Raw genomic sequence first — 25,076 nt, forward strand, 5'->3', positions numbered from 1 at the left:
CCGGCGGGGGGGGGGGGGGGGGGGGGGGGGGGGGGGGGGGGGGGGCCGCCCCCCCGGGGGCCGCGGGGGGGGGGGGGGCGCGGCGGGGGGGGCCACGGGGGGGGGGGGGGGGGGGCGCCCCCCCCCCCCCCCCCCCGACGCAGGTCGGTGGGGGTCTCAGCCCTGGCCGTTGCCCGCCGTGTTCGCGAGGGCCGCCGAGAGCTCCTCCGCGACCTGGTGGAGGATCGGGACGATCCGCTCGGTCGCCGCCTCGGTCACCCGTCCCGCCGGGCCGGAGATCGAGATCGCCGCGGCGGTGGGGGAGTTGGGGACGGGGACCGCGAGGCAGCGGACTCCTATCTCCTGCTCGTTGTCGTCGACGGCGTAACCCGTCTCGCGCACCGTCTCCAGCGCGTCCAGGAAGCCCTCGGGCGTGGTGATGGTCTTCTCGGTGGCGGCGGGCATGCCCGTACGGGCGAGCAGCGCGCGCACCTCCTCGGCCGGGGTGTCGGCGAGCAGGGCCTTGCCCACACCCGTGGAGTGCGGCAGCACCCGGCGGCCCACCTCGGTGAACATGCGCATCGAGTGCTTGGACGGCACCTGGGCGACGTAGACGATCTCGTCGCCGTCGAGCAGCGCCATGTTGGCCGTCTCGCCGGTCTCCTCGACGAGGCGGGCCAGGTAGGGCCGGGCCCAGGTGCCGAGCAGGCGGGAGGCGGACTCGCCGAGGCGGATCAGACGGGGGCCGAGCGCGTACCGGCGGTTGGGCTGCTGGCGGACGTAGCCGCAGGCCACCAGCGTGCGCATCAGGCGGTGGATGGTGGGCAGCGGCAGGCCGCTGCTGGCGGAGAGCTCGCTCAGCCCGACTTCGCCGCCCGCGTCGGCCATCCGCTCCAGGAGGTCGAAGGCACGCTCGAGGGACTGGACGCCACCGCTCGCGGCGGCGGGCTTGGCGGCGTCGGTGGTGCTGGCGCTGGACGTCGGCACGGCAACGGTCCTTTCGGGGCAGGCGGGCAATGCTGCAGCCTACCGGGCTGTGGGGCCGGGCACACGGCCACGGCCCCGGCGTCCGCGCCGGTCAGGGGGTGTTTGTCCGATGTCGGCGGCGGCCCGGAGCGGTCCTGGTCGGCCCCGCATGTGCGGAGCTACGTTCTACTGTACGAAATTCTCATTCCACTTCATGGAAACATCCAAGTAGCCCTCGCGCACGCGGGGTGCGTCGGGCGATCCTGAGGACGTGCCCTTGACGACATGTCGTCGCGGCCGCAGACTCCTTCAACAGTTCGTTGAATTTTTGATTCGCAGACGAAGTTCTGGAAGAGAAGGGGTACGGGTGGACGTCAACCTGGTCCTGCGCTCGACGCGCGTCATCACCCCCGAGGGCACCCGCGCGGCGTCCATCGCCGTCTCCGGCGGGACGATCGCGGCCGTGCTGCCGTACGACGCCGAGGTACCGGCCGGTGCCCGGCTGGAGGACGTCGGGGACGACGTCGTCCTGCCCGGACTCGTCGACACCCACGTGCACGTGAACGACCCCGGCCGCACCGAGTGGGAGGGCTTCTGGACCGCCACCCGCGCCGCGGCCGCCGGGGGCATCACGACCCTCCTCGACATGCCGCTCAACTCGCTGCCGCCCACCACGACGGTCGAGAACCTGCGCGTCAAGCAGGACGTCGCCCGCGCCAAGGCGCACATCGACACCGGCTTCTGGGGCGGCGCGCTCCCCGACAACGTCAAGGACCTGCGTCCGCTGCACGACGCCGGCGTCTTCGGCTTCAAGTGCTTCCTCTCGCCCTCCGGCGTCGACGAGTTCCCGCAGCTCGACCAGGACCAGCTGGCCGCCTCGCTCGCCGAGATCGCCGGCTTCGACGGTCTGATGATCGTCCACGCAGAGGACCCGCACGAGCTCGACGCCGCCCCGCAGCAGCCGGGCGCGAAGTACGCCGACTTCCTCGCCTCCCGGCCGCGGGTCGCGGAGAACACCGCGATCGAGAACCTGATCAACCAGGCCCGCCGGCTGAGCGCCCGCGTGCACGTCCTGCACCTGTCGTCCTCGGACGCGCTGCCGCTGATCGCCGCGGCCAAGGCGGAGGGCGTGAAGGTCACCGTCGAGACCTGTCCGCACTTCCTCACCCTCACCGCCGAGGAGGTACCGGACGGCGCGACCGAGTTCAAGTGCTGCCCGCCGATCCGTGAGGCCGCGAACCAGGACCTGCTCTGGCAGGGCCTCGCCGACGGCACCATCGACTGCATCGTGTCGGACCACTCGCCGTCCACCGCCGACCTCAAGACCCCGGACTTCGCGTCCGCCTGGGGCGGCATCTCCTCCCTCCAGCTCGGCCTGCCCGCCATCTGGACCGAGGCGCGCCGCCGCGGCCACGACCTCACGGACCTCGCCCGCTGGATGTCCGCGGGCCCCGCCCGCCTCGCGGGGCTCGACCGGAAGGGCGCCATCGAGGCCGGCCGCGACGCCGACTTCGCCGTCCTCGACCCCGACGCCACCTTCACCGTCGACCCGGCGGAACTCCAGCACCGCAACCGGGTCACCGCCTACGCGGGCCGGACCCTGTACGGCGTCGTCACCTCCACCTGGCTGCGCGGAGAGCGCATCGCCGACCGCGGCACCCTCGGCGAGCCCTCCGGCCGTCTCCTCGAAAGGAACAACTGACCCGTGACCGGAATACCCTCCTTCACCGGCGACGCCAGCCCCTTCGGCGGCGGTGACCCGTACGCCGACTACCGCACCGCGGACTTCCCCTTCACCCAGTACGCGGACCTCGCCGACCGGCGTCTGGGCGCGGGCGTCATCGCCGCCAACGACGAGTTCTTCGCCGAGCGCGAGAACCTCCTGAAGCCCGAGCCCGCCGAGTTCGACCCCGAGCACTTCGGCCACAAGGGCAAGATCATGGACGGCTGGGAGACCCGCCGCCGGCGCGGCGTCTCCGCCGCGGTGCCGCACCCCACCGAGGACGACCACGACTGGGCGCTCGTACGCCTCGGCGCCCCCGGTGTGATCCGCGGCATCGTCGTCGACACGGCCCACTTCCGCGGCAACTACCCGCAGGCCGTCTCCGTCGAGGCCACCTCCGTCGCCGGCTCGCCCTCGCCCGAGGAGCTGCTCGCCGACGACGTGAAGTGGACGACGCTCGTCCCGCGCACCGCCATCGGCGGGCACGCGGCGAACGGCTTCGCCGTCGACGTCGAGCAGCGCTTCACCCACCTCCGGGTCAACCAGCACCCCGACGGCGGCATCGCCCGCCTGCGCGTCCACGGCGAGGTCGCCCCGGACCCGCGGTGGCTCGGCGTGCTCGGCACCTTCGACCTCGCCGCCCTGGAGAACGGCGGCCAGGTCGAGGACGCCTCCGACCGCTTCTACTCGCCGGCCACCAACACCATCCAGCCCGGCCGCTCGCGCAAGATGGACGACGGCTGGGAGACCCGCCGCCGCCGCGACAAGGGCAACGACTGGATCCGCTACAGCCTCGCCGCCGAGTCCGAGATCCGCGCCGTCGAGATCGACACCGCGTACCTGAAGGGCAACAGCGCCGGCTGGGCCGCCCTCTCCGTGGCCGCCGAGGGCTCCGAGGACTGGACCGAGATCCTGCCCCGGACCCGCCTCCAGCCCGACACCAACCACCGCTTCGTCCTCGACGCGCCGGCGGTCGGCTCCCGGGTCCGGATCGACATCTACCCCGACGGCGGCATCTCCCGCCTCCGTCTCTTCGGCTCGCTCACCGAGGCGGGCACGGCGCGGCTGACCGCCCGCCACCAGGAGCTGGGCGGCTGACGCCACCCCTCACCGTCCGGGCGGGCACGACACCCCACCCGGCGACTCACGAGGGCGCACCGACCCGACAGCACCGGTGCGCCCTCGTCCTCTTCGCCTGCCACGGCCCTCGCCCCCTCCGTGGACGCGGCCTGGCCGCCGGCCGGGCCGGCCCGCCCCGACGCCGCCCGGGTCCCTCCGGCCCGGGCCCGCGCCGTCGCCGAGACCCTGAACCGTCGTCCACGGTGGGCCAGGGGCCGTCCTCTCGGATCAGGCCGGGCTCGCGGTGTCCGGCACCCGCCTGTGCCGCGTCGTCGGCGGGCGCCCTGGCTCCGCCCCGGCTCCCGCCTCCGCCCTGCGGCCGCACGCACCGGACACCGCCCCCGGTCCGGCCTGGTCCGGAAGACACGCCTCAGGCGGCGTGGCCGCCGTCCACCGCGAACTCGGCGCCCGTGACGTAGGCCGCGCCCGGGCCGGCCAGGAAGGCGACCATCGCGGCGACCTCGTCGGCGGTGCCGAACCGGCCGAGCGCCGTCATCTGCGCCTGGCCGTCCGCGTACGGGCCGTCGGCCGGGTTCATGTCGGTGTCCGTCGGACCCGGGTGGACGATGTTCGCGGTGATGCCGCGGCCGCCGAGCTCCCGGGCGAGGGCCTTGGTCAGGCCGATCAGCGCGGCCTTGCTCGTCGCGTACAGCGTGCCGCCCGGGCCCGGCACCCGCTGGGTCATGCAGCTGCCGATGGTGATGATCCGGCCGCCCGCCCCCATCCGCGCGGCCGCCGCCTGCGTGGCCAGGAAGGCCGAGCGGACGTTCACCGCGAGGACCCGGTCCACCTCGGCCAGGGGGAGGGAGTCCAGCGGACCGAGGACCCCGACGCCGACGTTGTTGACCAGCACGTCGAGCCGGCCGAGGGCGTCGGCCGCCCAGTCCACGGCGCCGGCCGCGTCGCCCGCCTGCCCGGCGTCGGCCCGCAGGGCGAGCGCCTTGCCGCCGGCCGCCTCGATCCGCGCGGCGACCTCACGGGCCCGCTCCTCCCCCTGGACGTAGGTGAAGGCCAGGTCCGCGCCCTCCTGGGCGAGCCGGACGGCCGTCGCCGCGCCCACGCCCCGGCTGCCGCCGGTGACCAGAACCGCCTTGCCGCTCATGGTGGACATCTCGTGACTCCTCGCGTCTCGGTTGTCGTTGCGAGTTCAATCAAACGCGTGGGGCGGCACGGCTGCTGGCGGGAATCGGACGCCGAGCCGATCACCGCCGCGGGCCCGGGCGGGTCCCGCCGGACGGCGCGGCGCGGCGGCGTCCGGGTCGCTCGCCACGGGGAAAGGTGTAGCCGCCACGGGAGGCCGTCGATAGGGTGATCCCCCCGTGTGAGAGCCGCCGAAGTCTCCACCCCGCCGCATGAGTCGGAGACCGCTCGCCGATGACGTCCGCTGCCGTACCCGTCCCCCTCGGCGCCCCGCGCCGCGCCTGGCTCACCGACCTGCCCGTCCTGGTCGTCGCGGTGGTCTGGGGCGCCAGCTACCTCGCCGCCAAGGGCATCACCACCGCCCACACCGTGCTCGCCGTCCTGGTGCTGCGGTTCGCCCTCGTCCTGCCGGTCCTCGTCGCCGCCGGATGGCGCCGGCTGCGCGCGCTGGACGCCGCGCAGTGGCGCGGGGCCGGGCTGCTCGGCCTGATCCTCGCCGGGATCTTCCTCCTGGAGACCTACGGCGTCGTCCAGACCTCCGCCACCAACGCGGGCCTGATCATCAGCCTGACGATGATCTTCACCCCGCTCGCGGAGGCCGCCGTCACCCGCGTCCGCCCCTCCCGTGCCTTCCTGGCCGCCGCCGCGCTCTCCGTGACGGGCGTGGTCCTGCTGACCCAGGGCGGCGGCTTCACCGCGCCGTCGTCCGGCGATCTGCTGATGCTGCTCGCGGCGCTCGCGCGGACCGTGCACGTCCTCGCGATGTCACGGATCAAGGCCGTCCGGAGCGCCGACTCGCTCTCCCTGACCACCGTCCAGCTCGGCTCCGCCGTCGCCGTCTTCGCCGTACTGGCCGCGGCCCCCGGCACCGGGGCCCCGCCCTGGGCCGTGGCGCTGGACTTCGGGCCGCGCGAGTGGGCCGGGCTCCTCTTCCTCTCCGTCTTCTGCACGCTCTTCGCCTTCTTCGTGCAGATGTGGGCCGTCCGCCGCAGCTCCGCGTCGCGGGTCAGCCTGCTGCTCGGCACCGAACCCCTCTGGGCGGCCGCCGCGGGCATCGCCCTGGCCGGCGACCGTCCCGGCGTCCTCGGCCTCGCGGGCGCGGCGCTCGTCCTGGCGGGCACCGGCTGGGGCCGCACGGCCGCGGACCGCGATGCGCGGGCCGCCTGAGCGTGTCCTGAACGCCAGGGCTTCGCCCGCCGGCCCGCCGGCGGGCGAACGCGGGGGTCGCCGCTTTCGACGGGCGCGATCGCCCCCGTCCCCGTCGCCGTCCGCTCCGCGCCGCCGTCCGATCACCCCCGTCCCCATCGCCGCCCGCTCGCGCCGACGCCCGCCCGCCGTCCGCGGCCCCTCGCCGCGGTCAGCTGCGCACCCGGTCCGACGCCACCATGAGCACCAGCCCGAGCGCCGCGATCACGATGTTCGCGAACAGCTCGCGGCCCTGGAGGAACGACACGTTCTCGGTCAGGAAGCGGGTCACCCCCATGAGCCCGAACCAGCCGTGGGTCAGCTCGCGGATCACTCCGCAGACGCCGAAGACCGTCACCAGGAAGCCCGTGACCTCAAGGAATCTCTTCATGGCCCGAGCATGATCCACCGGCCGCCCGGCCCGCGTCGGCCGCGGGTATCCCTCCGCCGCCGTCCGGTGCGACCAAAGTCGCATCCCGCGCGACTTTGGTATCGGGCGGCCGCTCCGGCGCCACGCCACCGCCCCCGTCTGCGTACATTTCCCGTATGACACGCACGGCCCGCCCGGAGCGGCACACCTGGCTGCTCCCCTCGCACCTCGCCGAGGCCGCCCGGGCCGGCCACGACCGGCCGGAGGGGCGGCCTCGGCGCACCGTCCGCGACTGGGTGGTCGACACCGTCGTGTTCCTGCTGGCCGCGTTCGTCGGCCTGGTCGCCGCCGAGACCAGCGCCAAGTACAACAGCGAGGCCGTGGCCCTCGTCGACCAGATCCTCGGCGGCCTCGCCGTCTGCTCCCTCTGGCTGCGCCGCCGCCGGCCCGCCGGGCTCGCCGTGGTCCTCTCCGTCATCAGCGTCGTCGCCCCCGCCGCGGGCGGCGCCCTCCTCGCCGCCCTCTTCAGCGTCGCCGTACGCCGCCCCTTCCGCGAGGTCGCCTGGATCGGCCTGCTCGCGATCGCCGCGTCCACCGTCCAGGTCTTCGTCCGCCCCGACCCCGAGACCGGCGTCCTCCTCGGCATCTCCGTCGGGGTCGTCCTGATCCTCCTCGTCACGACCTGGGGCATGCTCGTCCGTTCCCGCCGTCAGCTCGTCGAGGCGCTGCGCGAACGCGCCCTGCGCGCCGAGTCCGAGGCGGAGCTGCGCGCCGAACAGGCCCAGCGGCTCGCCCGCGAGGCCATCGCCCGGGAGATGCACGACGTCCTGGCCCACCGGCTCACCCTGCTCAGCGTGCACGCCGGCGCCCTGGAGTTCCGGCCCGACGCCCCGCCCGAGCAGATCGCCCGTGCCGCCGGTGTCATCCGCGACAGTGCCCACGAGGCGCTCCAGGACCTGCGCGAGATCATCGGCGTGCTGCGCTCCCCGGGCGAGGGCGCCGAGGACCGTCCCCAGCCCACCCTCGCGACCCTCGACACCCTGGTCGAGGAGGTCCGTGAGGCCGGCATGGAGGTCGTCCTCGACTCCACCGTCGCCGACCCGGACTCCGTCCCCGCCGCCACGGGCCGCACGGTCTACCGGATCGCCCAGGAAGCCCTCACCAACGCGCGCAAGCACGCCCCCGGCGCCGAGGTCACCGTCACGCTGCGCGGCCGGCGCGGCGAGGGGCTGACCGTCGACGTCCGCAATCCCGCCCCCGCCGGGCCCGTCCCGCCCGTGCCCGGATCCGGGCAGGGCCTCATCGGGCTCACCGAACGCGCCACGCTCGCCGGTGGCCGGATGGAGCACGGTCCCGCCCCCGACGGGGGCTTCGCCCTCCACGCCTGGCTACCGTGGCCCGCATGACCATCCGGCTGATCGTCGTCGACGACGACCCCCTGGTCCGCGCGGGCCTCTCCTTCATGCTCGGCGGTGCCGAGGACATCGAGATCGTCGGCGAGGGCGCCGACGGCGGCGAGGTCCCCGAACTCGTCGACCGACTCGCCCCCGACGTGGTCCTCATGGACATCCGCATGCCGACGGTCGACGGCCTCACCGCCACCGAGCGGCTGCGCGCCCGGCCCGGCGCCCCCGAGGTCGTCGTCCTCACCACCTTCCACGTCGACGAACAGGTCCTGCGCGCCCTGCGGGCCGGGGCCGCCGGCTTCGTCCTCAAGGACACCCCGCCCGCCGAGATCGTCGCCGCCGTGCGCCGGGTCGCCGCCGGCGACCCCGTGCTCTCCCCGGCCGTCACCCGTCAGCTCATGACCCACGTCGCCGGACAGGAGGACCGCGCCGGCCGGTCCGCGGCCCCGCGGCAGCAGCCCCGGCGCGCCGCCGCGGACGCCCGGCTGGCCCGACTCGCCGAAAGGGAGAGGGAGGTGGCCCTCGCCGTCGGCCAGGGCCGGTCCAACGCCGAGATCGCCGCCGCTCTCTATCTGAGCGTCCCGACCGTCAAGACCCACGTCTCGCGGATTCTGGCCAAACTGGGCCTCAACAACCGTGTCCAGATCGCGCTCCTCGTCCACGACGCGGGCCTGCTCGACCTCCCCGAGGGCGAGAACGGCACGTAGCCTGGGCCGATGTCCGTCATCGATCTGGGGGAGTACGGCGCGGACTTCACCGCCGACCCGTACCCGTATTACGCGAAACTCCGCGAGGCCGGTCCGGTGCACGAGGTCGTGACGCCGGACGGCATGCCGGCCTGGCTGGTCGTCGGCTACGAGGAGGCCCGCGCGGCCCTCGCCGACCAGCGGCTCTCCAAGTCCTTCTCCGCCTTCGACCTGCCCCTGCCCGAAGGGGAGATCATCGGGCCCCACCTGCTCATCGTCGACCCGCCCGACCACACCCGGCTGCGCAAACTCGTCACGGGCGAGTTCACCGGGCGCCGGGTGGAGGCGCTCCGCCCGCGCGTACAGCAGCTCACCGACGAACTCCTCGACGCCATGGCCCCGGCCGGCCGTGCCGATCTCGTCGACTCCTTCGCCTTCCCCCTGCCCATCACCGTCATCTGCGAACTGCTCGGCGTCCCGTCCGCCGACCGCGACCGCTTCCGGGTCTGGTCCAACGAGCTCGTCGCGCCGACCGGCCCCGAGGAGGTACAGGAGGCCACCGTGGTGGCCTTCGGCGCCTACCTCGACGAACTCATCGAGGACAAGCGGGCGTACGGCCCCGCGGACGACCTGCTCTCCGCCCTCATCGCGACCCGCGCCGAGGACGGCGACCGGCTCTCGCTGCCCGAACTGCGGGCCCTCGTCTACCTGCTGCTCATCGCGGGCCACGAGACGACCGTCAACCTGATCGCCAACACGGTCCGCGCCCTGCTCGATCACCCCGAGCAACTCGACGCCCTGCGAGCCGACTTCGGGCTGATCGACGCCGCGATCGAGGAGGGCCTGCGCTATGACGGGCCGGTCGAGAACGCCACGCTCCGCTTCGCCCGGGAGGCCTTCCCCCTCGGCGGCACCGAGATCCCCGAGGGCGGGGTCGTGCTCGTCGCCCTGGCCTCCGGAGCCCGCGACCCGGGCCGCTTCCCCGAACCCGACCGCTTCGACATCCGGCGCGACCCGCGCGGCCACCTCGCCTTCGGCCACGGCATCCACTACTGCCTGGGCGCGCCGCTGGCCCGGCTGGAGGGCAAGACGGCCATCGAGTCGCTTCTCCGCCGCTTCCCGCGGCTGGAACTCGACCCCGAGGCGGGCCCGCGGGAGTGGCTCCCGGGCATGCTGATCCGGGGCACGAGGCGGCTGCCGGTCGTCTGGTGACACCGCGCCCCGCGGTCCGGGCCTCTCGGGGGAGCCGGCCTCAGATCGCGGGGACCTCGGTGAGCCGCACCGGGCGCCGCTCGCGGCGTGACCACTCGCAGGCCTCGGCGATCCGCAGCGCCTCCAGCGCCTCGCCGCCGTCGCACGCGTTCTCCCGCTCGCCGCGCACCAGGCCGAGGAAGGCGTCCAGCTCCGCCTCGTACGCCGGTGCGAAGCGCTCCAGGAAGCCGGGCCACGGCTTCCCGGGCGGCGGCGGGCCGAGCGGTTCGACCGACTCCAGCGGGGTGCGCTCGTCCAGGCCGACGGCGAGCTGCGCGAGCTCCCCGGCCAGCTCCATCCGCACGTCGTACCCGGCGCCGTTGCAGCGGGTGGCGGTCACGGTGACGAGCGTGCCGTCGTCGAGGGTCAGCAGGGCGGCGGCCGTGTCCACGTCGCCGGCCTCCCGGAACATCGCGGGCCCCGCGTCCGAGCCCGTCGCGTACACCTCGACGACCTCCCGCCCGGTCACCCACCGCACGATGTCGAAGTCGTGCACCATGCAGTCCCGGAAGAGGCCGCCCGACAGCGGCAGGTATCCGGCGGGCGGCGGCGCCGGGTCGGAGCTCGCCGCCCGTACGGTGTGCAGCCGTCCGAGCCGGCCCTCCGCGACGGCCTCACGAGCGGCCCGGTACCCGGCGTCGAACCGGCGCATGAACCCCAGCTGCAGCTCGGTCCCGGCCTCCGTCACCGCGCCCAGCGCGCCGCGGGTCCCCGCCAGGTCGAGCGCGATCGGCTTCTCGCAGAACGCCGGCAGCCCGGCCGCCGCGGCCCGCCCGATCAGCTCCGCGTGGGCGGCCGTCGCCGAGGCGATCACCACCGCGTCCAGGGCGTGCCCGAACAGCGCATCGACCGTCGGTGCCGCCTCCGCGCCCAGCGCGCCGGCCACCCGGGCGGCCCGCGGCCCGTCCGCGTCCGCGAGGACCAGGGCCCCGACCTCCGGGTGCCGGGCGAGTGCTCCCGCGTGGAAGGCGCCGATCCGTCCCGTCCCGACCAGTCCGATCCGCATGGCCCCAAGGTGGATCGGAACGGGTCGGCTGTCAAGGAAATGTCAGGACAACAGGACGTCCCCGCTTCCCGTCTCCCGGCCCCGCCGCTACCCTCCCCAGCGTGCCCGCGCAGGCCCCGCCCCCGCAGCCGCCGGTCCCCGAGCTGTCCGTGGACCGCGGCAGCCCCGTGCCGCTGTACTTCCAGCTGGCCCGGCAGCTGGAGGCGGCCATCGAGGGCGGCGCGCTGCCGCCCGGCAGCCTGCTCGGCAACGAGATCGGCCTCGCCGCCCGGCTCGGCCTCTCCCGTCCCACCGTGCGCCAGGCCATCCGGTCGCTCGTCGACCAGGGCCTGCTCGTCCGGCGCCGGGGCGTGGGCACCCAGGTGGTGCACAGCAGGGTCCGGCGGCCCCTGGAGCTCAGCAGCCTCCACGACGACCTGGAGGCGTCGGGGCAGCGGCCGGCCACCCGGCTGCTCGTCGACCGGATCGAACCGGCCGCCGCCGGGGTCGCCGCCGCCCTCGGGCTCCCCGAAGACACCGAGGTGCGCTACCTGGAGCGGCTGCGCTCCGCGCACGGCGAGCCCCTCGCCTACCTGCGCAACCACCTGCCCGCCGGTCTGCTCGACGCGGACGCCGGGCGCCTGGAGGCCACCGGCCTCTACCGACTGCTGCGCGCCGCCGGCACCACCCTGCACAGCGCCCGCCAGACCGTCGGCGCCCGCGCCGCCACCCTCGGCGAGGCGGCCCTCCTCGGGGAGCCCGAGGGTGCCCCGCTGCTCGCCATGGAACGCACCACCTTCGACGCGCGGGGCCGGGCGGTGGAGTACGCCTCCCACCTCTACCGGGCCTCCCGCTACTCCTTCGAGTTCCAGCTGCTCGCCCGCGGGTAGGCCCCCACGGGCCCCGCTGAAGATCGGTGCCACCCCCATGACCGATACTGCAATGCACGCAGAAGGACACAAAGGAGGGCACGGTCTCGTGACCAGGGTTCCTACAGGAGGGGTACGCGCGGCCGTCGGCGCCGTGCTCGCGGTGGCGCTGACCGCCGCGCTCGCGGGATGCAGCAGCACCGGCGGCAAGCGCGCGGAGGACGCCCGCAAGGCGGCCGCGGCCCAGGGGCGGGCGGCGGTCGACACCCCCCGCTGGACCTTCGCCATGATCACCCACTCGGGCGACGGCGACACCTTCTGGGACATCGTCCAGAACGGCGCCAAGCAGGCCGCCGTCAAGGACAACATCAACTTCCTCTACGCCCACAGCGACGAGGCGCAGCAGCAGGCCCAGCTCATCGACTCGTACGTGGCGAAGAAGGTCGACGGCATCATCGTCACCCTCGCCAAGCCCGACGCGATGAGGACGGCCGTCGAGAAGGCCGTGAAGGCCGGCATCCCCGTGATCACGGTGAACTCCGGTGCCGACCGGTCCAAGGCCTTCGGGGCCCTCACCCACATCGGCCAGGACGAGACCGTCGCCGGCGAGGCCGTCGGGGACGAGCTCGACCGGCGGGGCCGCAAGAAGGTCCTCTGCGTCCTGCACGAGCAGGGCAACGTCGGCCACGAGCAGCGCTGCGCCGGCGCGAAGAAGACCTTCGGCGGGGAGCTGCAGAACCTGTACGTCGACGGCACCAACATGCCCGACGTCCAGGCCTCCATCCTCGCCAAGCTCCAGTCCGACCCGTCCGTCGACGCCGTCGTGACCCTCGGGGCGCCCTTCGCGGACGCCGCCGTCCAGGCGAAGAAGAGCGCCGGGAGCAAGGCCGAGGTCGACACCTTCGACCTCAACGCCAAGGTCGCCGGCGCCCTGGAGGCCGGCACCCTCGGCTTCGCCGTCGACCAGCAGCCCTACCTCCAGGGCTACGAGGCCGTCGACCTGCTCTGGCTGTACAAGTACAACGCCGACGTCCTCGGCGGCGGCAGGCCGGTCCTCACCGGCCCGCAGATCATCACCAGGGACCAGGCCGCCGCACTGAAGGACTACACGGAGCGGGGTACCCGATGAGTGCCGCCTCCCCACCGTCCGACGGACTCGACCACGTCGACGAACGCCTGCTGCGCACGTCGCCGCTGAAGAAGCTGCTGGCCCGGCCCGAGCTCGGCTCGATCGTCGGCGCGGTCGCCGTCTTCCTCTTCTTCTCGGTGGTCGCCGACAGCTTCCTGCGCGCCTCCAGCCTCGGCACGGTGCTCTACGCGGCCTCCACCATCGGCATCATGGCCGTGCCGGTCGCGCTGCTGATGATCGGCGGCGAGTTCGACCTGTCGGCCGGCGTCATGGTCACCAGCTCCGCGCTGATCTCCGCGATGTTCAGCTACCAGATGACCGCGAACGTGTGGGTGGGCGTCGGCGTCTCGCTGCTCGCCACCCTCGCCATCGGCGCGTTCAACGGCTTCATGCTGACCCGCACGAAGCTGCCCAGCTTCATCATCACGCTCGGCACCTTCCTGATGCTGACCGGCCTGAACCTGGGCTTCACCAAGCTGATCAGCGGCACCGTCTCGACCAAGTCGATCGCCGACATGGAGGGCTTCCCCTCCGCCCGCAAGCTCTTCGCCTCCACGTGGACCGTCGGCGGCGTCGAGCTCAAGGTCACCATCCTGTGGTGGTTCGCCCTGGTCGCCCTCGCCACCTGGATCCTGCTGCGCACCCGCTTCGGCAACTGGATCTTCGCGGTCGGCGGCGGCGCGGACGCCGCCCGCGCGGTCGGCGTCCCGGTCTACAAGACCAAGATCGGCCTCTACATGGGCGTGGCCCTCTGCGCCTGGATCTCCGGCCAGCACCTGCTCTTCTCCTTCGACGTCGTCCAGTCCGGCGAGGGCGTCGGCAACGAGCTGATCTACATCATCGCGGCCGTCATCGGCGGCTGCCTGATCACCGGCGGCTACGGATCCGCCATCGGCTCCGCCGTGGGCGCCTTCATCTTCGGCATGACCGGCAAGGGCATCGTCTACGCCGAGTGGAACCCCGACTGGTTCAAGTTCTTCCTCGGCGCGATGCTGCTGCTCGCCACACTCCTGAACGCCTGGATCCGCAAGCGCGTGGAGGCCGCCAAGTGACCACCGCGACGAAGACCGCGACCCCGCTCGTCGAGCTCGACGACGTCAGCAAGTACTACGGGAACATCCGGGCCCTCGAAGGGGTCTCCCTGCGGGTGGACGCGGGGGAGATCACCTGCGTGCTGGGCGACAACGGCGCCGGCAAGTCCACCCTCATCAAGATCGTCGCCGGTCTGCACCGGCACGACGCCGGCACCTTCCGCATCGAGGGCGAGGAGGTGACCCTGGCCAATCCGCGCGAGGCCCTCGACCGCGGCATCGCCACCGTCTATCAGGACCTCGCCGTCGTCCCCCTGATGCCGGTGTGGCGGAACTTCTTCCTCGGCTCCGAGCCCACCCGGGGCAAGGGCCCCTTCAAGCGGCTCGACGCCGGTCTGATGCGCGAGACGACCCGGACGGCCCTGCTGCGCATGGGCATCGACCTGCGCGACGTCGACCAGCCCATCGGCACCCTGTCCGGCGGTGAGCGCCAGTGCGTGGCCATCGCCCGCGCCGTCCACTTCGGCGCCAGAGTCCTCGTCCTCGACGAGCCGACCGCCGCGCTCGGAGTGAAGCAGTCGGGTGTGGTCCTGAAATACGTGGCTGCCGCACGTGACCAGGGCCTCGGAGTGGTCCTCATCACCCACAACCCGCACCACGCCTACCTCGTCGGTGATCGTTTCGTGCTGCTCAAACGCGGTGTCATGGCGGGCAGCCACACCAGAGGATCCATCAGCCTGGACGAGTTGACCCGCCAGATGGCCGGCGGCAGCGAGCTGGAGGACCTGAGGCACGAGCTGGAACGACAGCCCGGCCCGTAGGCGCATTCGTCACGCGCCCCGCACGCCGCACCTGGCAGAATCGACACGATGAGTACCTACCGAGACCTCTCGCTCGCCCGAGCTCTCCGCGCCGGGGCAACCCCCGGCGGCTCGGCTCGCGGCACGGTCCTGCGGACCGTCGGCACCCGGGAGCGGCGCTCGCACCTGACGGCGCCCCGCGTGCCGACCGTGGGCATCGACATCGGCGGTACGAAGGTGATGGCCGGCGTCGTCGACGCGGACGGCAACATCCTGGAGAAGGTCCGTACCGAGACGCCCGACAAGTCCAAGAGCCCCAAGGTCGTCGAGGACACCATCGTCGAGCTGGTCCTGGACCTGTCCGACCGGCACGACGTGCACGCCGTCGGCATCGGCGCGGCGGGCTGGGTCGACGCCGACCGCGCAAGGGTGCTCTTCGCCCCCCACCTCGCCTGGCGCAACGAACCGCTGCGCGACGCCCTCCAGGAGCGGCTCGCCGTCCCGGTCATGGTGGACAACGACGCCAACACCGCCGCCTGGGCCGAGTGGCGCTTCGGCGCCGGACGCGGCGAGGACCACCTCGTCATGATCACCCTCGGCACCGGCATCGGCGGCGCCATCCTGGAGGACGGCCAGGTCAAGCGCGGCAAGTACGGGGTCGCCGGCGAGTTCGGCCACATGCAGGTCGTCCCCGGCGGGCACCGCTGCCCCTGCGGCAACCGCGGCTGCTGGGAGCAGTACAGCTCCGGCAACGCCCTCGTCCGCGAGGCCCGCGAGCTCGCCGCCGCCGACTCCCCGGTCGCCCACGCGATCATCGAGCGGGTCAAGGGGAACGTCCCGGAGATCACCGGCCCGCTCATCACCGAGCTCGCCCGCGAGGGCGACGCCATGTGCGTCGAGCTGCTCCAGGACATCGGCCAGTGGCTCGGCGTCGGCCTCGCCAACCTCGCCGCCGCACTCGACCCCTCCTGCTTCGTCATCGGCGGCGGCGTCTCCGCCGCCGACGACCTGCTCATCGGTCCTGCCCGGGAGGCCTTCCGCCGCCACCTCACCGGCCGCGGCTACCGCCCCGAGGCCCGCATCGCCCGCGCCCAGCTCGGCCCCGAAGCCGGCATGGTCGGCGCCGCCGACCTCTCCCGGCTGGTCGCCCGGCGCTTCCGCCGGGCCAACCGGCGCCGCGTCGAACGCTACGAGCGGTACGGGCGCTACGCCCAGGCGCTGCGCGGCGGCGCGGCCGACCGCAGCTCCCGCACCACCCCCCAGGAACCGACGTCATGACCGTCCCCACGCTGCCCCACCCCACCGGCTCCCCGGACCACCCCCGGCCCCCCGAGGGCAAGCTCCCCGAGGACCGCCGGCACATGCTGCGCCGGCGCTTCCTCACCCTGCTCACCATCGTGCTGCTCGTCGGCGTCCCCGCCGGCTATCTGGTGATCTCCGCGGGACAGAGCCGGGACAGCGGCATCGACAAGGAGCGCGAGTCCTCGGCCAGCGGCCTCCAGGACAACTGGCCCTCCCAGATGAAGCGCCGGGTCTTCGAGATCCCGATCCCCTCGGACGCGTGGAGCGTCTCCTACTACGAGACCAGCAACTGGAAGACCAGCCGGCTCTACGTCCAGTTCACGACCACGGCGGCCGGCCTGGACGGCTACCTCCACGACAGCGGCACCAGCCGGGCCGCCCTCACGCCCGGCGACCTGACCGTCGGCAGCCGCGACGCCGAGATCGTCGGCTGGGACTTCCGCCCGGACCGCAGCTGGTCCGGCACCAGCGTCGGCCGCGAGAAGCCGCGCCCCACCAGCGACATCACGGTCGACCTGACCGACCCGGCCTTCCCCCGCGTCTACGTGGTCTCCACGACGTCTCCCTGAGGCCGTCCCGCCGCCCGGGCCACGACGAGCGGCTGCAGGAGAGCGCCACGGAAGCCGCCGCACGGCCGTACGCCCGTCCGCGCGCTTCCCCGGCCTCCGCGGGCCGCGACCGCGGACGGTGAAGAACTCGTACGGACGCGTACCCCGGCTCCAGGGAGCCCCGGGGGAGATGAGAGGGTCTTGCGGGTGAGTGAGACAACGACGAACACCCTGCAATACCGCGTCGACGGGCGAGAAGACGCTCCGGTTCTCGTCCTCGGCCCCTCGCTCGGCACCACCTGGCACATGTGGGACCGCCAGATACCCGAGCTCATCCGCACCTGGCGGGTCGTCCGCTTCGACCTGCCGGGCCACGGCGGTGCCCCCGCCCACCCCGCCTCCTCCGTCGCCGAACTCGGCGACCGGCTGCTCGCCACCCTCGACGAGCTCGGCATCCAGCGCTTCGGCTACGCGGGCTGCGCCTTCGGCGGAGCCATCGGCCTCGACCTCGCGCTGCGCGCCCCCCACCGGGTCGCCTCGCTCGCCCTGGTGGCCACCTCGCCCCGCTTCGGCAGCGCCGACGAGTTCCGCCGACGCGGCGTCATCGTGCGCACCAACGGCCTCGAACCCATCGCCCGCACCTCGCCGGAGCAGTGGTTCACCCCCACCTTCGCCGCCGCCCAGCCCGCCATCGTCGACTGGGCCGTGCAGATGGTCCGCACCACCGACCCCGGTTGCTACATCGCCGCCTGCGAGGCCCTCGCCGTCTTCGACGTCCGCGAGGCGCTCGACCGGATCGGCGTGCCCGCCCTCGTCCTGGTCGGCTCCGAGGACGCGATCACCGGCCCCGCCGAGGCCCGCACCCTCGTCGCCGGCATCGCCGACGCCCGGCTGGCCGTGGTGCCCAGCGCCTCCCACCTCGCGCCCGTCGAGCAGCCCGCCGCCGTCACCGAGCTGCTCACCGGCCACTTCGCCCCCTTCGCCCAGGAGCCCTCGGGCACCCTGACGGTGCCGCCGGTGCCGCCCGTCTCGGCGCCCGTCGTCCCGGTCGCCGAGATCGCCCCGGCGGCTCCCGCGGACGAGGAGGAGGGGCCGCGCCCCGACCCGTACCGCAGCGGGCTGAAGCTGCGCCGGGAGGTCCTCGGCGACGCCCATGTCGACGAGGCCCTCGCCGACGAGTTCGGCGCCGACCTCCAGGGCCTCGTCACCCGCTTCGCCTGGGGCGAGGTGTGGGGCCGCGACGGCCTCGACCGGCGCACCCGCAGCGCCGTCACGCTGTCCGCGCTGATCGCCGGCGGCCATCACGACGCCCTCGCCGACCACACCCGGGCCGCCCTGCGCAACGGCCTCACCCCGGACGAGCTCCGCGAGATCCTGCTCCAGACCGCCGTCTACTGCGGCTTCCCCGCCGCCGAGAGCGCCCTGCGCGTGGTCAGCCGCGTGATCAAGGAGGACACCACTCCCCAGGCGTAGGCTGCGCCCGTGAAGCTGACGAAGAACACCCACGCCTGCGTCCGCCTGGAGAAGGACGGCCGGACGCTCGTCATCGACCCGGGGATGTTCACCGAGGAAGGTGCCACGCGCGGCGCGGACGTCCTCCTCGTCACCCACGAGCACCCCGACCACTTCGACGAGGGGCGGCTGCGGACGGCTCTGGAGGCCGACCCCGCCGTCGAGGTGTGGACGCTGCGGAGCGTCGCCGAGCAGCTGACGGCGGCGTTCCCCGGCCGGATCCACACCGTCGGGCACGGCGACAGCTTCACGGCGGCCGGTTTCGACGTCCAGGTGCACGGCGAACTGCACGCGGTGATCCACCCGGACATCCCGCGCATCACCAACATCGGCTTCCTGATCGACGGCGCGGTCTTCCACCCGGGTGACGCCCTGACCGTGCCCGACCGGCCGGTGGAGACGCTCTTCCTGCCGGTCATGGCCCCGTGGAACAAGATCTCCGAGGTCATCGACTACGTGCGCGAGGTCGGGCCGGAGCGGGCGTACGACATCCACGACGCCCTGCTGACCGACCTGGCCCGGCCCATCTACGACCGCCAGATCGGCGCCCTCGGCGGTACGGACCACCGGCGTCTCGCCCCGGGCGACTCGACCGAGCTCTGACGGCCCCGCGCCGGAGACCCGCCGGCTGTCACCGCCCGCCGTCGGGGCCCGCTGTCACACCCCGCCGTTAGGCTTGCGGTCATGCGCATCGCCACCTGGAACGTCAATTCGATCACCGCCCGGTTGCCCCGGCTCCTGGCCTGGCTGGAGAGCAGCGGCACCGACGTGCTGTGCATCCAGGAGACCAAGTGCACGGCCGAGCAGTTCCCCACCGAGCAGCTCCGTGAGCTGGGGTACGAGTCGGTGGTCAACGCCACCGGCCGGTGGAACGGGGTCGCCCTGCTCTCCCGGGTCGGCCTGGAGGACGTCGTCACGGGCCTGCCCGGCGGCCCGGACTACGAGGGCCTGGAGGAGCCGCGGGCCATCTCCGCCACCTGCGGACCGGTCCGCGTCTGGTCGGTGTACGTGCCGAACGGCCGTGAGGTGGCCCACGAGCACTACGCGTACAAGCTGCGCTGGCTCGAGGCCCTGAAGGCGGCCGTCGCCGACGACGCGGCGGGCGAGCGCCCCTTCGCCGTGCTCGGCGACTTCAACATCGCGCCGACCGACGAGGACGTCTGGGACATCACCGTCTTCGACGGCGCCACCCACGTCACGGAGCCGGAGCGGGCCGCGCTCGCCGGACTGCGCGAGGCGGGCCTCGGCGACGTGGTGCCGCGCCCGCTGAAGTACGCCCACCCCTACACCTACTGGGACTACCGCCAGCTCTGCTTCCCCAAGAACAAGGGCATGCGCATCGACCTGGTGTACGGCAACAAGCCCTTCTCCGACGCGGTCAAGGACAGCTACGTCGACCGCGAGGAGCGCAAGGGCAAGGGCGCCTCCGACCACGCCCCCGTCGTCGTCGACCTCGACGTCTGAGGCGCCTCCCGGGGGCCGGGACGACGATCTCCGCGCGCCGGGTGGTGCCGCTGAGGGCGGGATGCGACGCTGGTCGGATGAACATCCCCTTCCTGGACATCTGGCGCAAGCGGCATGAAGCCCAACGTTCCCCTCTGGTCTCGGCCTTCGACCGGGACCCGGAGGGGGCGGCGGAACTGCTCGCCGAGTGCGAGCTGCTGCGCGCCCGCGCCCAGGAGGCCGGGGTACGGCTCGACGACACCCCCCGCTCCCTCGCCGCGCTCGACCAGCTCCCGCCGCGCTGGCGGGACGACCCCGAGGAGCTGCCCTGGGTCGGCAACGACGCGGGCCTGTATCTGGGCACGGTCCTCGTGCGCACGGTGCCCAGGGCCCGCTGGAGGCTCCGGCCGGACGGCCAGCCGGTGGTCAGGCTCGGCTCGGGGCGGGAGATCGACGTGGTCGCCGCGGGCCTCGACTGGGCGGTGACCGGTGCGCCCGAGCTCTCCCAGATCTACGCGGAGTCGGCCGAGTTCTGAACCCCGTCCGGCCGTGGCCGGGCGGTACACGGACCCCTCTGCAGTAAATACGGCTTATGCCGCCTTCATGCGTGTCGGGAGCGAAGTCCCTTTTTCCGGTGGATAGTTTGCGCTGACCTCGACATCGGCCGAGACACGCAGGGGCAGGGCAGCACATGGCAGTGGTCGACGAACCGCTGAGCGCACTGCGAGGCGTCAACACGCACGACGGCGCGTCGCACGTCCTCCGGGACATCCACCTCACCGCCGGCGGCAGGGAGGTGGCCGTGGTCGTCGGACCCTCCGGACGCGGCGCCGGGTCGTCGGCCCGTGCGCGGGGGACCTGGCCTGCCCGGACGCGCACCGCGAGGCCTTCCCGGCCGACGGCCGGATCGGCGAGGGCCGTGCGCCCCCGGACCTCCTCACCGCCCCGCGCGGTGGGCCGCCCGGGGACCACCCGTCCGGCATCCTGACGTACCGACCGGGCCGGCGGCCGTGCAGCGAGGCCGTCGCATCCCCGGCACGCCCGTCCCGCCGTCCGCCGCGGCGACCCCCGCCGGCGGCCGCCGCACGGAGGACGGTCCGCTCGTCGGGGCTCGCCGACCGGGCCGACTCCCCGGCCACCGGGTGCGGCCGGGGTCCGCCCCGGACGGCCGGGCCGCCCGGCACCGGGCCGTCCGCCGCGGAACCGAGGCCGTGGAGCTCGCTCCCGCCGAACCGGTCACGCCGCCGCCGGGGCAGGAGTAGCCTCATGTGCCCCTGAGAACCCGGCACGGGACCTGCCCGCCCGGCAGCAGCCGGTGATCACTCCGCCCGCAGCGGTACCGACACGTAACTCGGGTCGGCCGCGGGGGAGGAGAAGGTCAGCTGCGCGCCGGTCGGGTTGTGCTCGATGTACAGCGGGTCGACGGTGTCGACGACCAGGGCGAGCCGGTGACCGGCCGGCACGTCGTACGCCGTGGAGAACAGGTCCAGATCGACGGAGAACGCCTTCCCCGGAGCCCTGCCGTGGAAGGTGTACGGGGCGTTGCTGATCAGCTTGCCGATGCCCAGCGGGCCGACGTCGTAGAGATACGCGACGAAGGTCCCGCTCTCCGCGGTCGGGGTCACGGTGGTGTGCAGCCGTGCCGTGCCGCGTACCCGCTGAGCGGTGCCGTACCGCTCCGACTGCCAGACGCCCGCGAAGGCGCGCGGGAGCAGCGGGATCGAGGCGGCGGGCGGCGCCTGGAAGAACTGGTCCAGGAGGTTGGACAGCATGACGACGCCGCCGTCGGCGCCCGAGTCGACGTTCGCCCAGAGGTGCTCGGTGCCGGTGAGCGCGAACTTGCGGTGGTTGGCGTTGACCGACTTCCAGTCCGGGTAGCCCTCGTAGCCGGCGTCGGAGCGGGGCTTGAGCTGGACCGGCTGTTCGCGGTCGACGCCGTTGTCGGCGCCCTTCAGGTAGTGGTCGAACCAGCGGTGGGCGTTCGTCCAGGTGTCGTTGGGCAGTCCCAGCAGACCGGTGGCCTCGGCGGTGGCGTGGTCGCCGGGCCGGAACTCCAGGCGCTTGGGTCCGCTCAGCTTCTCGTAGAAGCTCGCGAACTGGTTGGGCGGGAAGATGGTGTCGCCCCAGGCGTTGCCGAGCATGATCGCCGGGCGGTTGGCGTTGATCGCGTCGAGGTAGGTGACGGCGGAGCGCTCGCGCCCCCAGGCGATCATCTCGTCCTCCTTGTCCAGGTCGGAGGCGAGGAAGTCGCCGAGGACCTGCTGGAGTTCGGGCCCGGGGCGGCCGGTGAGGTAGCCCGCGCCGCCGAGCAGGGCGGCGGCCTGGAGGTGCTGGGTGCGGCCGCTGTAGATGGACTCGATGAGGTCGGCCCAGCCGCTGAGCGCCGCGACGGCCTTGACGCGCTTGTCGTGCGCGGCGGTGAGCAGGCTGATCCCGGCGCCGTACGAGACCCCGGCCATCCCGACCTTGGCGGGGTCGGCCGGGGTGTTCGCGAGGGCCCAGTCGATCACCCGGGACGCGTCGGCGATGTCCCTGGGGCCGGCGGTCTCGATCTCGCCGCCGGACTGCCAGAAGCCCCGGGAGTTGTAACTCACCACCACGTAGCCGGAGTCGGCGAGCTTCTTGGCCTGGGCGAGGTACTCGATCTGGGGTACGGCCCAGCTGGTGGGCAGCACGATGACGGGGAAGCGGGTGGTGCCGTCGGCGCCGGCCGGGGTGACGACGTTGGCCTTGAGGACGGTGCCGCCGTCCCCGGTGATGTCGACGAAACGGATCGGGCCGGACGTCCCGGACCCGGAGGCGGCGGCGTGGGCGGCCGGGGCGAGCCCGAGAGCCGTACCGGCGACGAGGGCGGCCGAGACGGCGTAGGACAGGGCTGAGCGCACGGGTCACTCCTCACTGGGTGTCACTGATGGGGGGCAGTGAAGTGACTCGACGGTAACCTCGGTGGCTTACCGGGGGTAACCGGTCGGTAAGTTACGCGAGGGTAACGATTGGCGGAACCTCGCCGTCAGCGCAGTGCGCTCTTCGCCCGCCAGTCGGCCCAGCTCAGGTTCCACTCCCCGTAGCCGTTGTTCAGCGCCTGGGTGCCCTTGGCGTCGGAACCGGTGATCTCGAACGGGTCGCCGACCTGCACCTGGTCGTACACCGACCGGGCGTTCGCGTCGCTCATCCCGATGCAGCCCGAGCTCCTGTTGGCGTTGCCGAAATAGGCCGCGTTCCACGGCGCCGCGTGGGCGTACATGCCCGACCAGGTCAGCCGCATCGAGTAGTCGACCATCTTGTCGTAGGCGTCGCCGAGCCCGACGGTCTCGGAACGCATGTTGATGGTGCCCTCCTTGGACATCAGGACGGTCCTGCCCCGCCAGGAGGCCTTCTCGCCGCCGGGCGTGCCGGCCGACATCGGCAGGTCGCGCACGACCGCGCCGTCCCGCAGCAGCCGGAGCCGGTGCGCGTCGAGGTCCACCTTCACGACCTGGTTCCTCCCCACGGTGAACGTGGTGCTGTAGTCGCGCACGAACCAGCCGCCGGCGCCCGAGTCGACCCCGTTCAGCTCGGCGTCGAGCCTGACCTTCGTACCGGACTTCCAGTACTCCTTCGGCCGCCAGTCAACCCGGTCCCGGCCCGACCAGTCCTGCATCCAGCCCCAGGAGCCCTCGGTGCGGTCCGAGGTGCTCACCTTCAGGCGCCTCTCCACCTCCGCCCTGTTCCTCACCGGGTGGTCGAACACGATCGACAGCGGCTGCGCGACGCCGACCGTGGTGTTCTTGCCGGGCGCCAGGGTCAGCTTGTTCACCTTGTCCGGCGCCGCCGTCGCGAAGCCCGTCCTCGCGGCGCCGCCATCGCTGTCCATGACGTCCACGGTGTACGCGGTCCCCGGCGCCGCCGGCCGCGCCGAGGTCCAGCTCTTCCCGTCGGCGGCGACCTTCCCGGCCAGCGTCCCGCCCTTGTCGTCCGTCACCGTCACCTGCCGGAGCCGCGGCCCCTCGGTGAGCGTGACGACCACCGGCGCGCCCGCCGTCGCCCGCTCGCCGGTCAGGTTCACCGCGATCCGCGTGCGCGGCGCGTCCTTCGCGGACCCCTTGCTGTCACCCGCGCCCCCCGCCCCTCCGTCGCACGCGCCGAGGGTGACGGCGAGTGCGGTGGTGACGAGCAGGGCGGCGGGCACGGATATGCGGCTCACGGAAACGACCTCCGGTGGTGATCTCTTACGGAGGGAGAGAGTCCCGGCGGCCGGAGTCGGTTCCGTACATGTGGACTATTTCCGTGATGTCGGATGTGAGATGGGCGACCTCAGGGACGGTCCAGGAGCGCCACGGCCTCCACGAGGTCGGTGTGCGCCTCGGTGTGGCGCTCGGCCATGACGAGGAACGTGGCACGGTCGGTGAGGGCCTCGGGGAGCGCGCGGGGATCCTCGGGCAGACGGCGGGCGAGTGCGACGCCCTGGTCGAAGAGGGGCCGCAGCGGCCCCTCGGCCTGCCGGGTCAGGCCCTCCTGACGGAGCGCCGCACGGCGGATCAGCCTGCGGTGCACCGCCAGCAGCTCCGGGAGACGCTCCTCCGCACGCAGCGCCTCCGCCTCCCGTTCCAGGGCGGGAAGGGACGCGAGGTACGCCTCCCGCACGTCGGGCGACCAGCCGTGGAGGTGGTAGGTGCCGAAGGACGGCGTCGGGGCCTCCGGGGTCGCCGCGGGCTCGGCCGCCCTTCCCGACAGCTGGAGCAGGACGACCCAGGGGGCGAAGGCGCTCCCCCAGACCCTGGTCTCACCCGTGCGCGCCAGCCCGGTGAGCACCGAGAGGGCCTCCTGCCGGGCCGCCCGGGCCGCCGCCTCCCGCCCGGCGGCGTCGAGCAGAGCGGAGAGACGGAGCAGCTCCAGGACGAGCGAGCCCCTCGCCATGTCCCCGGCCGCGGCCCCGCGGCGCGTCCCCGCCACGAGTTCCGCGAAGACCTCCGCGGCCTCCTCCCGCCGCCCGGCAGCCTCCAGTTCGGCCGACCACTCGGCCGTGCTCCAGAACCGGGACCCGGGGTCCACGGTCCGCGCCGCCCTCCCGCACAGCTCGGCCGCCTCCTCGTGGCGCCCCTCCTCGGCCAGCACGACCGCGAGCCGCCCGGGCGCCCCGGCCCCGGCCAACTCCTCGCACACGGCCCGGCCTTCCGCCCGGCGGCCGAGGGCGAACAGCCCCCGCTCGTACGCGCCCAGCGCCCGATGAAGCACCTCCGCGCGGTTCGGCTCCCCGGCGCCGATCCGCCGGGCGGCCGCCGCGGCCTCGGCGTGCAGCGCCGTCCGGGCCTCCGGGAGGTCCCGGAGCTCGTCCGTGTACCCCCACGAGACCAGCGCCCCCGCGAGCTTCGGAAGATAGGCCCGCGGGCTCACCTCCGCGAGCACGCGATACGCCCCGACCTCCTCGGTGAGGGTCCGCCGCCCCGAGCCCAGCAGCAGCACCCGCGCCCGCAGCACCGCGTCCTGGTCGTACGTCCCCGTGTTCCGGCTGTTCCCCATGTGCCCCCTGTTCTCCGTGTGATGCACGACGGAGATTCTGGGAGCCGGAGGACAGCCCGGACAAGGCTCGCGAACTGTGCGTTCCGTCCTACGAAAACCGCCTCTGACCTGTCATGATGGTGACGTCTTCACC

Annotated in this window: 23 protein-coding genes; 16 read left to right on the forward strand and 7 right to left on the reverse strand. The window is 73.6% G+C overall.

Annotated elements, in window-relative coordinates; all coding sequences use genetic code 11:
• Positions 1-156: 156 nt before the first annotated feature.
• On the reverse strand, positions 157-966 hold the full coding sequence (locus ACGF1Z_RS33310; protein WP_393009998.1) for an IclR family transcriptional regulator: 810 nt from the start codon (positions 964-966) through the stop codon (positions 157-159).
• A gap of 346 nt (positions 967-1,312) precedes the next feature.
• On the opposite strand from ACGF1Z_RS33310, the gene allB reads away from it, so the two are divergent.
• A complete protein-coding gene (gene allB, locus ACGF1Z_RS33315) occupies positions 1,313-2,647 on the forward strand; it encodes an allantoinase AllB (protein ID WP_393009999.1) in 1,335 nt (444 codons plus the stop codon).
• 3 nt (positions 2,648-2,650) lie between these two features.
• The gene (gene alc, locus ACGF1Z_RS33320) at positions 2,651-3,766 is read left to right on the forward strand and encodes an allantoicase (RefSeq protein WP_393010001.1); all 1,116 of its coding nucleotides are present in this window, start codon (positions 2,651-2,653) and stop codon (positions 3,764-3,766) included.
• A gap of 391 nt (positions 3,767-4,157) precedes the next feature.
• Here alc and ACGF1Z_RS33325 read toward each other — a convergent pair whose 3' ends face one another.
• Positions 4,158-4,898: an SDR family oxidoreductase gene (locus ACGF1Z_RS33325; protein WP_393010003.1), complete on the reverse strand. Its 741-nt coding sequence runs from the start codon at positions 4,896-4,898 to the stop codon at positions 4,158-4,160.
• Between the two features lie 263 nt (positions 4,899-5,161).
• Between ACGF1Z_RS33325 and ACGF1Z_RS33330 the strand changes: the two genes are divergently transcribed.
• Complete coding sequence (locus ACGF1Z_RS33330) at positions 5,162-6,094, forward strand: DMT family transporter (RefSeq protein ID WP_393010004.1); 933 nt, start codon at positions 5,162-5,164, stop codon at positions 6,092-6,094.
• A gap of 190 nt (positions 6,095-6,284) precedes the next feature.
• Here the strand turns inward: ACGF1Z_RS33330 and ACGF1Z_RS33335 are convergent, their stop codons facing one another.
• Positions 6,285-6,503, reverse strand: coding sequence for a hypothetical protein (locus ACGF1Z_RS33335; RefSeq protein ID WP_393010006.1), 219 nt, complete (start codon positions 6,501-6,503; stop codon positions 6,285-6,287).
• A gap of 155 nt (positions 6,504-6,658) precedes the next feature.
• Here ACGF1Z_RS33335 and ACGF1Z_RS33340 point away from each other — a divergent pair, with 155 nt between their 5' ends.
• The 3 genes from ACGF1Z_RS33340 to ACGF1Z_RS33350 are packed head-to-tail and all read left to right on the forward strand — an operon-like array spanning position 6,659 to position 9,786.
• A complete protein-coding gene (locus ACGF1Z_RS33340; RefSeq protein WP_393010008.1) occupies positions 6,659-7,888 on the forward strand; it encodes a sensor histidine kinase in 1,230 nt (409 codons plus the stop codon).
• On the forward strand, positions 7,885-8,595 hold the full coding sequence (locus ACGF1Z_RS33345; RefSeq protein WP_393010010.1) for a response regulator: 711 nt from the start codon (positions 7,885-7,887) through the stop codon (positions 8,593-8,595). The genes ACGF1Z_RS33340 and ACGF1Z_RS33345 overlap by 4 nt, the downstream gene beginning before the upstream one ends.
• A gap of 9 nt (positions 8,596-8,604) precedes the next feature.
• Positions 8,605-9,786, forward strand: coding sequence for a cytochrome P450 (locus tag ACGF1Z_RS33350; RefSeq protein ID WP_393010012.1), 1,182 nt, complete (start codon positions 8,605-8,607; stop codon positions 9,784-9,786).
• 40 nt (positions 9,787-9,826) lie between these two features.
• Here ACGF1Z_RS33350 and ACGF1Z_RS33355 read toward each other — a convergent pair whose 3' ends face one another.
• Positions 9,827-10,831: a Gfo/Idh/MocA family oxidoreductase gene (locus tag ACGF1Z_RS33355; protein ID WP_393010014.1), complete on the reverse strand. Its 1,005-nt coding sequence runs from the start codon at positions 10,829-10,831 to the stop codon at positions 9,827-9,829.
• Positions 10,832-10,932: 101 nt separating this feature from the next.
• Here ACGF1Z_RS33355 and ACGF1Z_RS33360 point away from each other — a divergent pair, with 101 nt between their 5' ends.
• The 10 genes from ACGF1Z_RS33360 to ACGF1Z_RS33405 all read left to right on the forward strand — a co-directional run bounded on the left by ACGF1Z_RS33360 (position 10,933) and on the right by ACGF1Z_RS33405 (position 19,980).
• A complete protein-coding gene (locus tag ACGF1Z_RS33360; RefSeq protein ID WP_393010016.1) occupies positions 10,933-11,700 on the forward strand; it encodes a GntR family transcriptional regulator in 768 nt (255 codons plus the stop codon).
• An 88-nt stretch (positions 11,701-11,788) separates the two neighbouring features.
• Positions 11,789-12,808 carry a sugar ABC transporter substrate-binding protein gene (locus ACGF1Z_RS33365; protein WP_393010018.1) on the forward strand — a complete coding sequence of 340 codons (1,020 nt, stop codon included), beginning with the start codon at positions 11,789-11,791 and terminating at the stop codon, positions 12,806-12,808.
• The gene (locus ACGF1Z_RS33370; RefSeq protein WP_393010020.1) at positions 12,805-13,860 is read left to right on the forward strand and encodes an ABC transporter permease; all 1,056 of its coding nucleotides are present in this window, start codon (positions 12,805-12,807) and stop codon (positions 13,858-13,860) included. The genes ACGF1Z_RS33365 and ACGF1Z_RS33370 overlap by 4 nt, the downstream gene beginning before the upstream one ends.
• The gene (locus ACGF1Z_RS33375; protein ID WP_393010022.1) at positions 13,857-14,660 is read left to right on the forward strand and encodes an ATP-binding cassette domain-containing protein; all 804 of its coding nucleotides are present in this window, start codon (positions 13,857-13,859) and stop codon (positions 14,658-14,660) included. Before ACGF1Z_RS33370 ends, ACGF1Z_RS33375 begins: the two co-directional genes overlap by 4 nt.
• A gap of 48 nt (positions 14,661-14,708) precedes the next feature.
• The gene (locus tag ACGF1Z_RS33380) at positions 14,709-15,917 is read left to right on the forward strand and encodes an ROK family glucokinase (RefSeq protein WP_393010024.1); all 1,209 of its coding nucleotides are present in this window, start codon (positions 14,709-14,711) and stop codon (positions 15,915-15,917) included.
• Positions 15,914-16,510, forward strand: coding sequence for a hypothetical protein (locus ACGF1Z_RS33385; RefSeq protein WP_393010026.1), 597 nt, complete (start codon positions 15,914-15,916; stop codon positions 16,508-16,510). The genes ACGF1Z_RS33380 and ACGF1Z_RS33385 overlap by 4 nt, the downstream gene beginning before the upstream one ends.
• A 186-nt stretch (positions 16,511-16,696) precedes the next feature.
• Complete coding sequence (locus ACGF1Z_RS33390) at positions 16,697-17,962, forward strand: alpha/beta fold hydrolase (RefSeq protein WP_393010028.1); 1,266 nt, start codon at positions 16,697-16,699, stop codon at positions 17,960-17,962.
• Between the two features lie 9 nt (positions 17,963-17,971).
• Complete coding sequence (locus ACGF1Z_RS33395) at positions 17,972-18,604, forward strand: MBL fold metallo-hydrolase (RefSeq protein ID WP_393010030.1); 633 nt, start codon at positions 17,972-17,974, stop codon at positions 18,602-18,604.
• An 81-nt stretch (positions 18,605-18,685) separates the two neighbouring features.
• Positions 18,686-19,465, forward strand: coding sequence for an exodeoxyribonuclease III (locus ACGF1Z_RS33400; RefSeq protein ID WP_393010032.1), 780 nt, complete (start codon positions 18,686-18,688; stop codon positions 19,463-19,465).
• A gap of 77 nt (positions 19,466-19,542) precedes the next feature.
• The gene (locus tag ACGF1Z_RS33405; protein ID WP_393010034.1) at positions 19,543-19,980 is read left to right on the forward strand and encodes a DUF6278 family protein; all 438 of its coding nucleotides are present in this window, start codon (positions 19,543-19,545) and stop codon (positions 19,978-19,980) included.
• 783 nt (positions 19,981-20,763) lie between these two features.
• On the opposite strand, the gene ACGF1Z_RS33410 is transcribed toward ACGF1Z_RS33405, so the two are convergent.
• The 3 genes from ACGF1Z_RS33410 to ACGF1Z_RS33420 form a co-directional block, all read right to left on the reverse strand.
• Positions 20,764-22,329, reverse strand: a complete 1,566-nt coding sequence (locus tag ACGF1Z_RS33410) for an alpha/beta fold hydrolase (protein ID WP_393010036.1) — start codon at positions 22,327-22,329, stop codon at positions 20,764-20,766.
• A 125-nt stretch (positions 22,330-22,454) separates the two neighbouring features.
• Entirely contained in the window at positions 22,455-23,627 is a 1,173-nt protein-coding gene (locus ACGF1Z_RS33415) for an Ig-like domain-containing protein (RefSeq protein WP_393010038.1), read from the reverse strand.
• Positions 23,628-23,737: 110 nt separating this feature from the next.
• A complete protein-coding gene (locus ACGF1Z_RS33420; RefSeq protein ID WP_393010040.1) occupies positions 23,738-24,970 on the reverse strand; it encodes a hypothetical protein in 1,233 nt (410 codons plus the stop codon).
• Positions 24,971-25,076 lie beyond the last annotated feature (106 nt).

This window comes from Streptomyces sp. NPDC048018, assembly GCF_043202995.1.
Lineage (GTDB): Bacteria > Actinomycetota > Actinomycetes > Streptomycetales > Streptomycetaceae > Streptomyces.